The 11,003-nt window shown below is 73.9% G+C and carries 10 protein-coding genes; all 10 read left to right on the forward strand.

The features are described from left to right. Positions 1-20: 20 nt before the first annotated feature. Genes ABZ208_RS24280 through ABZ208_RS24325 form a run of 10 tightly spaced genes read left to right on the forward strand, consistent with a single transcriptional unit; the run spans position 21 to position 10,897 of the window. Positions 21-344, forward strand: coding sequence for an acyl carrier protein (locus ABZ208_RS24280; RefSeq protein ID WP_356911566.1), 324 nt, complete (start codon positions 21-23; stop codon positions 342-344). A 2-nt stretch (positions 345-346) separates the two neighbouring features. Beyond that, positions 347-3,310, forward strand: a complete 2,964-nt coding sequence (locus ABZ208_RS24285; RefSeq protein WP_356911567.1) for a beta-ketoacyl synthase N-terminal-like domain-containing protein — start codon at positions 347-349, stop codon at positions 3,308-3,310. Then, the gene (locus ABZ208_RS24290) at positions 3,307-4,356 is read left to right on the forward strand and encodes a 3-oxoacyl-ACP synthase (RefSeq protein ID WP_356911568.1); all 1,050 of its coding nucleotides are present in this window, start codon (positions 3,307-3,309) and stop codon (positions 4,354-4,356) included. The genes ABZ208_RS24285 and ABZ208_RS24290 overlap by 4 nt, the downstream gene beginning before the upstream one ends. Continuing rightward, a complete protein-coding gene (locus ABZ208_RS24295; RefSeq protein WP_356911569.1) occupies positions 4,353-6,296 on the forward strand; it encodes an HAD-IIIC family phosphatase in 1,944 nt (647 codons plus the stop codon). The genes ABZ208_RS24290 and ABZ208_RS24295 overlap by 4 nt, the downstream gene beginning before the upstream one ends. Next, on the forward strand, positions 6,275-6,502 hold the full coding sequence (locus tag ABZ208_RS24300) for an acyl carrier protein (protein WP_356911570.1): 228 nt from the start codon (positions 6,275-6,277) through the stop codon (positions 6,500-6,502). Before ABZ208_RS24295 ends, ABZ208_RS24300 begins: the two co-directional genes overlap by 22 nt. After that, the gene (locus tag ABZ208_RS24305; RefSeq protein WP_356911571.1) at positions 6,499-7,389 is read left to right on the forward strand and encodes a 2-oxo acid dehydrogenase subunit E2; all 891 of its coding nucleotides are present in this window, start codon (positions 6,499-6,501) and stop codon (positions 7,387-7,389) included. Before ABZ208_RS24300 ends, ABZ208_RS24305 begins: the two co-directional genes overlap by 4 nt. Next, positions 7,307-8,152 carry a 4'-phosphopantetheinyl transferase superfamily protein gene (locus tag ABZ208_RS24310; RefSeq protein ID WP_328393801.1) on the forward strand — a complete coding sequence of 282 codons (846 nt, stop codon included), beginning with the start codon at positions 7,307-7,309 and terminating at the stop codon, positions 8,150-8,152. Before ABZ208_RS24305 ends, ABZ208_RS24310 begins: the two co-directional genes overlap by 83 nt. Next, entirely contained in the window at positions 8,149-9,399 is a 1,251-nt protein-coding gene (locus tag ABZ208_RS24315; protein WP_356911572.1) for an FAD-dependent monooxygenase, read from the forward strand. Before ABZ208_RS24310 ends, ABZ208_RS24315 begins: the two co-directional genes overlap by 4 nt. Continuing rightward, positions 9,396-10,529 (forward strand): alpha/beta hydrolase, encoded by a 1,134-nt coding sequence (locus ABZ208_RS24320; protein WP_356911573.1) that lies wholly within the window; start codon positions 9,396-9,398, stop codon positions 10,527-10,529. The genes ABZ208_RS24315 and ABZ208_RS24320 overlap by 4 nt, the downstream gene beginning before the upstream one ends. Then, on the forward strand, positions 10,526-10,897 hold the full coding sequence (locus tag ABZ208_RS24325) for a DUF4260 family protein (RefSeq protein ID WP_356911574.1): 372 nt from the start codon (positions 10,526-10,528) through the stop codon (positions 10,895-10,897). Before ABZ208_RS24320 ends, ABZ208_RS24325 begins: the two co-directional genes overlap by 4 nt. Positions 10,898-11,003: the final 106 nt, after the last annotated feature.

Consider the following 11,003-nt stretch of genomic DNA (forward strand, 5'->3'; position numbering starts at 1 on the left):
CCGCTGCCAAGGAGCATCACATGGTGCATTCCACCGGACCGGACACCCCAGGCCCCCGCTCGGCCGAAGCCGTGGCCGGGTTCGACGAAGGCGACTTCCGGGGCTGGCTGATCAACCGGCTGGGCGAGTACCTGCAGCGCCCTGCCGAGGAGATCGCGCCGAACACCCCCTTCGCCGAGTACGGCATGGACTCGGTCGCGGCACTCAGTCTCTACGGTGACATCGAGGAGGAGTTCGGCCTCTTCCTCGAGCCGACAGTTACCTGGGACCACCCCACGGCCGAAGACCTCGCCCGTCACCTCGCCGAGGAGTTCGCCAAGGCCGGCGAGCGTCGGGGGGTGTGACCATGGGCCGTACTCCGGGCCCTGACCTGCACCCCGTCGCGGTGGTGGGCATGGACTGCAGATTCCCCGGCGCGTCCGGCCCCGGGGCCTACTGGGAGCTGCTGATGAGCGGGGCGCACGCCATCGGCGAACGCCCGGACTCCCGCGGCCCCTCCACCGTGCCCGGCGGCTTCCTCGCCGACGCCGACGCCTTCGACCGTTCCTTCTTCCAGGTGCCGCCCGCCGAGGCGGGCGCCATGGACCCCCAGCAGCGGCTGCTGCTGGAGTGCTCCTGGCGGGCCCTCGAGGACGCCGGAACCTCCCCGGCACGGCTGGCCGGGAGCCCGGTCGGCACCTACATCGGCTCCATGTCCGACGACTGGCTGCGCCTGAGCCTCGCGATGGGCGAGGTGACGCCGCGCACCGGCACCGGCAGCGGCCGGGCCATGCTCGCCAACCGCATCGCGTACCAGCTCGATCTGCGCGGCCCCAGCATCACTGTGGACACCGCCTGCTCCTCGTCCCTGGTCGCCCTGCATCTGGCCTGCGGTGCCCTGCGGGCGGGCGAATGCGACCTCGCGCTCGCCGGCGGCGTCAACATCGTGGCCGGGTCCGTACTCGACGAGATCTACGCCCAGGCGGGACTTGCCGCTCCCGACGGCCGCTGCAAGCCCTTCTCCGCCGCGGCGGACGGCATCGGCCGTGGCGAGGGCGTGGGCGTCGTGGCTCTGCGCCTGCTCGACGACGCCGTGCGCGACGGCGACCTTGTGCATGCCGTGATCCTCGCCAGCGCCGTCAACCAGGACGGCCGCAGCAACGGCATCATGGCCCCGCACCGCGCCTCCCAGCGCGAGGTGATCGCCACCGCCTGCCGCCGAGCCGGGGTGAGCCCGCGCGACATCCGGTTCGTCGAGGCCCACGGCACCGGCACACCGCTCGGCGACCAGATCGAAGTGCTGTCCCTGGGCGACGTGTTCCGCGACGATGCCGGCGAGCGCGCCTGGCCGCTGGCGATCGGCGCGGTCAAGGGCGCCATCGGGCACACCGAAGGCGCCGCCGGCATGGCCGGGCTGATCAAGACGGTGCTGGCGCTGCGGCACGGAGTCGTACCGCCCAGCGCGCCGCACGGCGCCGAGAACCCCCGGCTCGCCCTGGCCCGCCGCTCCATGGAGCTGATCCGCGAGCCGCTGGAGCTGCCGGCGGAAGGCTGCCGGGCCGGGGTCTCCAGCTTCGGCATGGGCGGCACCAACGCCCACGCGGTGCTGGCCACCGCGCCCCAGGACGCCTGTGCGGTGCCTGCCACCGCACCCAAGGGCGCCCCCGCCGGCGCTTCTGCGCCTGCCGCAGTCGCCCCGACACCCCGCGTCGGCGTGTTCACGCTGTCCGCCGACACCCCCACCGCGCTGCGCCGCAACCTGCGCGTCCAGGCCGACGACGTCGCCCGCCGCGACGGAGCCGAGCTGGCCCGGCTGTGCTGGACCAGCAACCGCTCCCGCGCAGCCCTGCCCTGCCGTTTCGCCACCGTCGCGGACAGCCCCGAGGAGCTGGCCGCCCGGCTGTTCGCCGGCGCCGAGCTGGAGACCGAGTACCCGCAGGCGGCCGAAGAGCCCGTCCTGGCCTTCGCGTTCACCGGACAGGGCTCCCAGTACCCGCGGATGACGGCGGGTCTGTACGAGCAGTCCACCGTCTACCGCACCTTCCTGGAAGAGGCGTCCAAGGCGCTCCAGCCGTACACCGTCACGCCCGTCCACGAACTGATACTCGCCGGCGACCCGGCGGTCCACCGCACCGGCACCACCCAGCCCGCGCTGTTCGCCGTCCAGTACGCCCTCGCCCGCACGCTCATGGAGCTCGGGGTGCGCCCGGCGGCGGTCGTCGGCCACAGCATCGGAGAGTTCGCCGCAGCCGTCCTCGCCGAGGCGCTGGACCTCGCGGACGCCGCCCGGCTGGTGGCCGTACGCGGCGCGTTCATGCAGCAACTGCCCGAAGGCGGCGGCATGCTGGCGACCCGCGCCAGGCCCGCCGAGGCCGCCGGCCTCGTCGAGGGTGAGCCGTCCGTCGGCATCGGCGCGCTCAACGGACCGGGAGCCACCGTGCTGTCCGGCGATCTCGAAGCGCTCGCCCGCATCCGGACGCGGCTGGAGGAGCGCGGCCTGGCCTGCACCCCGCTGCGGGTCTCGCACGCCTTCCACTCCCCGCTGATGGCCCCGATGCTGGACCGCTTCGAGCGGGTCGCGGCCCGCATACCCGCGGGCCGCCCCCGGCTGCCGTTCCACTCGACCGTACGCGGCAGGCCGCTCGCGGACGGGGAGGAACTGGACGCCGCCTACTGGACGGAGCACATCTCGGCCACGGTGCGCTTCGAGGACGCGATCACCTCGCTCGCCGCGTCCGCGTCCGCGTCCGCGCCCACGCACGTCGTCGAGATCGGCCCGAAGCCGGTGCTGAGCAATCTGATCCGCCGGATCGCCCCGGCCCGCGACATCCCCGCGCTCGCCGTCTGCCGGGGCGAGGACTCCGGCCTCCGGGAGATCGGCGACGTGCTCGCCCGGCTCCACAGGGACGGTCTCGACCCCGCGTGGGACACGTTCTATCCGGACGCCGAGAAGCGGGCGGTCCGCATGCCCGCCCATGTCTTCTCCACCCAGTGGCGGTCCTGGCAGACCCTGCCCGCGCAGGCCGCCGCCGCGGCGCGGCCCGCCGACGAGCGGGCCGGGGCCCCGTCGCCGGACCGCGTGCGCCAGGGCGTGCGGGAAGCCGTGGCGATCGTCAAGGGCGGCCGGCTGGAGGAGTACGACGACGCCCTGCGGTTCTACGACGACCTGGGCTTCGACTCGGTGATGCTGATGGAGCTCAAGTACCGGCTCGAGGTGCGGTTCCCGGAGGTCGGTGAGCTGTCCATGCCGGAGATGCTCGCGAGCCTCGTCAGCGTCGAGTCGCTGATCGGGTATCTCGGCGAGCAGCTGAACGCGGCGGTGGCGCGGTGAGCGACCGCGCGGGCCGCGGCGGGGCCGCCATCGCCGGCGTGGGCAGCGCCCTGCCCGGCGACCCCGTCGACAACATCACCCTCGGCGAGCGGCTGGGTGTCGCACCGGAGTGGATCGAGACGTTCATCGGCACCCGCACCCGGCACTTCAGCCTCGACCTGGCCGACGGCCGGCCCCGCTGGTCGCTGGAGGACCTGTGCGCCGAGGCTGCCGACCGGGCGCTCGCCGACGCCGGGGCCGATGCCGACGACGTGGCGTTCGTCGTCCTCGCCACCGCCACCCCCGATGCCCTCATGCCCACCACGGCCGCCATGGTCGCCGACCGGCTCGGCATCGACCAGGTGCCCGTCTACCAGCTGCAGTCGGGCTGCTCCGGGGCTGTCCAGGCGATGGCCTTCGCCTCGTCGCTGCTTGCCGCGGCCGAACGCGGCAGCAGGCCGGTGGGCCTCGTCGTCGGCGGGGACGTGTGCAGCAAGCACCTCGACCTGAAGCAGGACTTCCGGGCACTGCCCCCCGCCCAGCTCGTCAACTACGTCCTGTTCGGCGACGGCGCCGGAGCCCTTGCGCTCAGCCGGACGGCCGGCACCCACCGGGCCCGCCTGGTGCGCGCCGAGCACCGCATCGGCGGACTCGGCCGCGCGCCCGGCCAGCGCGTCGAATGGTTCGGCCAGGCCGACCGGCACAGCGACCGGCCCGCGGTCACCGAGGACTACAAGGCCGTGGAGAGACAGGTGCCCGTGCTCGCCCACGAGATGCTCCGGACGCTGTGCGACAGGGTCGCCTGGCCGGCCACCACCCTCGCCCATGTCCTGCCGCCCCAGCTCGGCGGCCGGATGACCGAGCGGATCACGAGGGGGCTGCGGCAGGGCCTCGAGTGGGAGGAGGTCTCCTGTGTCGCGGAAACCGGGAACAACGGGAACGCGCTCGCCTTCCTCCAGCTCGAACGGCTGCTACCGCGGCTGCGCGCAGGGGGACGGGCCGTCGGCATCGCGATCGAGTCCAGCAAATGGATCAAGGCCGGCTTCGCAGTGGAGGCGACACCATGAGCGGGCGAGCTGAGGCACAGCAGGACGTGCGGGCCCTGTACGACACCGGCTCACTCGCCGGAGCGTACCCCCGGCTGCCGGCACTGCTCGCCCGGCTCGACGACGACGGTCTCGACAGCGCGGGGCGGCTGCTCGCCCGGCTCGACCCTGCCGACGTGCTCGCCGCGCACCCGGACACGTCCGCCGTGCGCATCGCGGTCACCGGGCGCTCCACCACCGCGGGGCTGCTGCCCGCCCTCACCGTCCAGCTCGCCCGGCACGGACTGCTGCTGATCGGGCACACCGGCGGCAGCGGCAGCTATGTCCGGGACCTCGCCGACCCCGCGTCCGAGCTGTACGCACACCGGCCCGAGCTGACTCTGTGCGTCCTGGACCCGCTGACCGTGTGGGACCGGGTGCCGTCGCCCTGGCAGCCGTACGACGTGGCCCTGGAGGCCGAACGGCAGCGGCTGCTGCTCGCCGAACTCGCCGGTGCCCATGCCGCTCACGCCCCGGCCGGAGCCACCCTCGTCCTGAACACCGTCCCGCTGCTGCGCCGCTTCACCCACCAGCAGACCGGACTGCTGCAGCGCGCCGAACTGGGCGCGCTCTGGCGGGAGTTCAACGCCGATCTGCTGCGGATGGCCGACCCGGCCGCAGGCATCGCCGTACTCGACCTGGAGCCGCTCACAGCCGCCGGGGTACGTGCCGACGATCCGCGCCTCGGGGCATACGCGGACGCCCATTGCTCCGCCGCGCTGCTCGCCTCCTACGCCAGGGAGGCCGCACATCTCGCCCGCGCCCTGCGCGGCGACACCAAGAAGTGCCTGGTCCTGGACCTGGACGGCACCCTGTGGGACGGCATCCTGGCCGAGGACGGGCCAGAGGGGGTCCGCGGCGCGACCTCGCTGCGCGCGGGCGCGTTCGGCGCCTTCCGGCGTACCGTCGAACAGCTGGCCTCCCAAGGCGTGCTGCTTGCCGTCTGCAGCAAGAACGATCCGGAGCCCGTCGCCCGCGCGCTGGCCGCCCACCCTGACTGGCCGCTGAGCGCCGGCGACTTCGTGAGCATCGTCGCCGACTGGGGCTCCAAGGCCGAAGGCGTCGCACAGATCGCCGCCGGGCTCGGCATCGCACCCTCCGCCGTCGTCTTCGCCGACGACAGCCTCTTCGAGCGGGAGTCGGTACGGGCCACCGCACCTGGTGCCGCTGTCGTGGAGCTGGACGCGGAGCCCGCGCTGCACAGCGAACATCTGCTGGCCGACGGCTGGTTCGACGTCCCCTCCGTCACCGAGGAGGACCGCGGCCGCGCCGAGCGCTACCGGGAACGGCAGCGGCGCGAACGCCGGCAGGCGGGCGCGAAGGACTACGACAGCTTCCTGCGCGACCTCGGCATCGAGGTCGCCGTCGCTCCCGCCGAGAGCCACCAGATCGCCAGGATCGCCCAGTTGAGTCTGCGCACCAACCGCTTCAACCTCACCGGGGAGCGGCTGGGCGCCGCGCAGATCGAGCGTATGGCCGCCGGCCCGGACACCTTCGTGCTGGCGGTGCGCGCCGCCGACCGGTACGGCGACGACGGTATCGTCGGCGCGCTGTTCGGACACCGGGACGCGACAGGGCTGCACCTCGCCAACATGGTCATCAGCTGCCGGGTCCTCGGCCGCGGGATCGAGGACGCCGTGCTGGACGGGCTGCTGCACGCGGCCGTGGACGCCGGGCTGCCCGCCGTGCACGCAGAGTGGCGGCCGGCCGCCGCAAACGCGGCCGTGCGGGGCTTCTGCCCGGCGCACGGCTTCCGGGCCGTCGCCGTGGCCGGCAAGGAGGGCGACGGCGTCGGCTACCGCCACACGCTCGCGGACCTGCGGCCCGTACCGGCCCATGTGCGGCTGCGGCTGAGGCTGTCACCGACCGAACCCGTCCTCGAGTCGCAGGAGGTGGAGGAATGCACACCGTCGTCGATCTGATAACGCTCGCCAACGAGTATCTGGGCACCGACCTGGAGCCCGCGGACGCGGAACGCGACCTGGCCGAACTGGCCTGCTGGGACTCGGTGTACCTGCTGCGCCTGGTGACGCTGCTGGAGCGCGAGCTGGGCAGATCCGTCCCCGTCACCGACATGCTTGAAGCACGCACCCTCGGCGACATCTGGACCGCAGCGGTGGGCCCATGAGCGGCTTCGCGGGCGACCGGGCCCGGCGGCACACGCGCTACTTCCTGACCTGGACCCGGTCCGCCGCCCCCGTGCACCTGGGCGCCGACGTCGACATGACCCGGGTCGAGGAGCACCGGGCCGCCGAGCGTGCGGCGGGCCGGCGGCTGTCGGTCGTCAGCTTCCTGCTGTACGCAGCGGGACGGGTGCTCGCCACTCACCCCGAGGCCCGCAGGCTCGCCCGCGGTGGCCTGTGGCCGCGCACCGTGGCACTGCCCGGTGCGGCGGACGATGCGGCGCGTGGCGTGGCGGGTGGGGTGGCAGCCAAGCTCGCACTCGACCGCCGAGGGCCGGGCGGTGAGCGGGTGGTGCTCACCGCCGTACTGCCGCGCACGGACACGGCGACCCTGACCGAGATCCAGGAGACGGTCGACCGCTGCCGCCGCAGCGACCCGGCTGAGCTGCCCGGCGCGGCAGCCGTACGACTGCTCGACCGACTACCGCCTCCCATCGGCCAGTTGGCCTTCCGGCTCGGGGTCAGGGCCCCGGCGGCACGGGAGCGGCGGCTCGGCACCTTCGCGGTGAGCTCGCTCGGGCACCGCGCCGTCGACGTATTCCACTCCTACGGCGGCACGGCGGTCACCTTCTGCGTGGGACGGGTGACGGACCGAGCCGTGGTGCGCGACGGGCACCTCGCGGCAGCGCCGGTCATGCGCCTCGGGCTGACCTTCGATCACAGAGTGCTCGACGGAGCTGCCGCGGCGGACGTACTCGACGGAGTGGTGAAGCGGCTGGAGGACTGGCATGGTGATCTTTCCGGGACCCGTGGCGAACCCCGCGACGGAGCAGGGATTCGCCCGGCCCGTACGGGTGACCGGCCCCGAGGGCCCCTGGGAACAGGTCCGTGACGCGGTGCACGCGTACGGCAGCGTGGTCGTCCACGCCCAGCTCGACGACTGGCTGCCGGGCGACCTGGACGCGCCAGGACTGCGCCCGCTGCTGGGCCGCGACTACCCGCGCTTCGCCGCCATGACGCACCATCAGATACGGTCCCGCTTCGTGGCCTCCCGGCTGCTGCTCAAGCATGTCGCCTGCGCGGTGATCGAGGCGGCGCCGCACACCGTCGAGCTCGCTTACAAACCGGGCGGACGGCCCTATCTGCGCGGGCTCGACCAGATCGACATCAGCCTCAGCCATACCGAGACCCTGCTGCTGGTCGGACTGACCAGACGCGGCTGGATCGGCGTCGACGCCGAGCTGCGGGACCGGCCGATGCTCGGGCTCGGCACGGAGAACCAGGTCTGTACTCCGCACGAGCGCCAGGCGCTCGCGCAGATCGCCGACGAGCGCCGCAACGGGGCGCTGGTGCGGCTGTGGACGCTGAAGGAGGCCTACAGCAAGGCGATCGGCCAGGGCATGCGCTTCCGGTTCACCGAGTTCGGCTTCGGGCCGCAGGAGCGCAGGGTGCAGGTGCTCCGCCCCGACGGTTCACGCGGCACGGGCGACGAATGGACCTTCCACACCTGCCTGGTGGACCGCAAGTACACGGTGAGCGTGGCCCTGTTCGACGCCGGGTTCGGGGACACCAGCGACACCGCGGCCTCCACCATGCTCGACGCCGGGCTGATGGAGGCGCTGGGGGACCGTCCGACGGGGGAGGACACACCGTGACGATCAGCACCGATGTGTGCGTGGTGGGCGGCGGGCCGGGCGGCCGGGCGCTGGCCCTCGCCCTGGTCCGGCTCGGCCGCCGGGTGGTGCTGCTGGAGCAACGCACCGGCACGGCGCGCGCCTTCCGCGGCGAGTCCGTCTCGCCCGACGGCGTACGGCTGCTGGCGGGGCTCGGCGTCCTCGAGCGGGTGCGCGAGCACGCACACGAAGTGCACCGGCTGGAGATCACGGACGGCGGCGCACACGTGCTCGACGTGCGCTTCGACACCTTCCCGTACGCCTACCGTCATCCCGTCGAACTCGCCCAGCCGGTACTGCTGTCCGCACTGGCCGAGGCGGCGGCCGAACAGGGCGGCTGCACCGTGCTCGAACCCGCCTCCGCCGTCGAACTGCTGCTGGACGGCTCCATGGTGCGCGGGGTCCGCGCCAAAACCCCTGACGGAACGGTCGAGATACTGGCCGAGGTCACCGTCGGCGCCGACGGCCGCTACAGCTGCGTGCGCCGGCTGAGCGGCATCGGGCGCGGCGCGCGGCGCACCGAACTGGACCGCGACGTGGTGTGGATGAAGCTGCCGTTCCCGGCCGCCTGGGACCGGCGCGCGTACCGGGTGCGGATCAACTCCGGACGCCACGGGCTCTTCCTGCCCAGCACCGACGGCACGGTGCGCATCGGGCTCAACATCCCCAAGGGCGGACTGCGCGAGCTGCGTTCGGGCGGGCTGGACCGGCTGCACGCCCGGATCGCCGAGCTCGCGCCCGAGCTCGAGGCCGAGGCTGTCGCCTCGCTGCTCAGCTGGTCCGACACGGCACTGCTCGACATCTTCACCACCGAGGTACGGCGCTGGTCCGCGCCCGGTGTCGTGCTGATCGGCGACGCCGCGCACACGCTCTCGCCCATCCTCGGACAGGGCGTCAATCACGCGCTCGCCGATGCCGTCGCACTGGCGCCGCTGCTGGCCGGCGCGCTCGGCGGGCCGCGCAGTGCGCTCCCCGGCGCGCTGGCCGCCGCCGTCCTCTCCTTCCAGCAGGAGAGAGAGGGCGCGGTGCGGCGCTCCCGGGCGCTGCAGCTGCGCCAGGAACGGATGTTCAGCCTGTCCGCGCCACCCGCGGCAGCACTGCGCCGCGCCGTGTACCGCGCGGTGAACGCCAGCCCCGCGCTGCAGCGCCGGGTGCTCGCCCCCGCCTACTTCCCCGGACAGCGGCCCGGATCCGCGGCCAGGCACGTGCGGACGGAGCAGCGGACATGACCGGCGTCACCGGGGATCCGCTGCTCGCACAGCTGCGCCGCCATGTGCGCCTGCACGCCCGCGCCCAGGGGCTCGCGCCCGAGCACTGCAGGCGGCTGCTCGCCGGGATCTCCAGGACGGACGGCGAAGGGCCCGGCTCATGGCCCGTCGTGTGGAGCCGCGCGGGGGACGCGCTCGCGGGCCGCGGCCGGTACCTGGAGGCGGGCCGCCACTATGCGCTCGCCCGCTTTCCCTACGCGGGCCCCGGCGACGCCGTCCGGCACCTGGCCCAGGAGCGCTCCGTCGCCGCCTTCGACCGCTGGCGGCGCACCCAGCGGGGCATCGGGCGTCTTGAACTGCGGCTCGCCGAAGGGGAATTCGCCTGCTGGACGGCCGGCCTGCACCCGCGTGGCGGGCCGCGTCCGCTGGTACTCGTCATGGGCGGCATCGTCAGTGTCAAGGAGCAGTGGGCGCCGATCCTGGCCCGCGCCGACGCCCTCGGCGTGGCGTTCGCGGTCACCGAGCTGCCCGGCGTCGGCGAGAACACGCTGCGCTACGGTGCGGACAGCCACCGCATGATCAGCGCCGTTCTCGACGCGCTGGCCGACCGCGCGGACGTACGGCGCACCAGCGCTGTCGCCCTGAGCTTCGGCGGGCATCTGGCCCTGCGCGCCGCGCTGGGCGACGACCGTATCCGCGGGATCGCGACGGTGGGAGCGCCTGTGCACCACTTCTTCCTCGACCGCGACTGGCACCCGGGCGTCCCCGCCGTCACCGCGCACACGCTCGCCCACCTCATCGGCTGCCCACCGGCCGAAGTGTTCGACGCGGTTCGCCCCTGGGCGCTGACCGGGGACGAACTCGCCCGGCTGCGTGTCCCGGTGACCTACGCCGCGGCGCTCCGGGACGACATCGTGCCGCTGACGGAGACGGGTGCGCTCCTGAGCGATCCGCGTGCACCTCACCGGGTCCTGTTCCTCGACGACGAGCACGGTGCCCCGGCCGAACTCGCCCGCGTACGTGTGATGTTGCTCCGTGCCGCGCTGCGCGCGTCGGGCGCCCGTCCGGTGCGCCGCGCCGCCCTGGCAGCTGCGGACGGCGCCGGACGGCTGCGCGCGGCCGTCGGGCGGGCAGGACGGCTGGCGGTATGACGCGGGGCTGGACGTATCACGACCCCGCCGGGCGGGCGTTGAGCGGAGTCGTCGGCGTCGCGGCGCTGGTGGCGGGGACGCGGCTCGGCGGCCGGGGCAACAAGGTCCTGTGGACGGCAGCGGTGCTGCCGGACGTCGCGCTGCTCTACGCAATCGCCGCCGCCCCGGGCTTCGAACGCCTCCCGCGCTACGCGGTGCGCCCGTACAACATGCTGCACTCACCGGCGGTCCCGGCGGCGCTGCTGTCTCTCGCCGCGGTCTCCCGCAGCCGCACGGCAGCGGTCGCCGGCCTGGGCTGGCTCGCCCATATTGCCGTCGACCGCGCCTTCGGCTACGGCCCGCGGCGGCCGGACGGCCTGCGGTACTGAGGGGCGGTGGCGGCGCCACGCGCCATGACGCGGCGTCGCCCCCGGCCCCTCCGGCTTGTCGTCAGGCGGCGGACGATGGGTCCGGAAGGAGGATTCGAGTCGTCCG

The sequence above is a fragment of the Streptomyces sp. NPDC006208 genome (assembly GCF_040613775.1).
Classification (GTDB): Bacteria; Actinomycetota; Actinomycetes; order Streptomycetales; family Streptomycetaceae; genus Streptomyces.

Excerpts from the sequence above, each read along its gene's own strand:
- ABZ208_RS24280 (WP_356911566.1), top strand. The coding sequence starts at position 21 with ATGGTGCATTCCACCGGACCGGACACCCCAGGCCCCCGCTCGGCCGAA.
- ABZ208_RS24285 (WP_356911567.1), top strand. The coding sequence starts at position 347 with ATGGGCCGTACTCCGGGCCCTGACCTGCACCCCGTCGCGGTGGTGGGC.
- ABZ208_RS24295 (WP_356911569.1), top strand. The coding sequence starts at position 4,353 with ATGAGCGGGCGAGCTGAGGCACAGCAGGACGTGCGGGCCCTGTACGAC.
- ABZ208_RS24300 (WP_356911570.1), top strand. The coding sequence starts at position 6,275 with ATGCACACCGTCGTCGATCTGATAACGCTCGCCAACGAGTATCTGGGC.
- ABZ208_RS24305 (WP_356911571.1), top strand. The coding sequence starts at position 6,499 with ATGAGCGGCTTCGCGGGCGACCGGGCCCGGCGGCACACGCGCTACTTC.
- ABZ208_RS24320 (WP_356911573.1), top strand. The coding sequence starts at position 9,396 with ATGACCGGCGTCACCGGGGATCCGCTGCTCGCACAGCTGCGCCGCCAT.
- ABZ208_RS24325 (WP_356911574.1), top strand. The coding sequence starts at position 10,526 with ATGACGCGGGGCTGGACGTATCACGACCCCGCCGGGCGGGCGTTGAGC.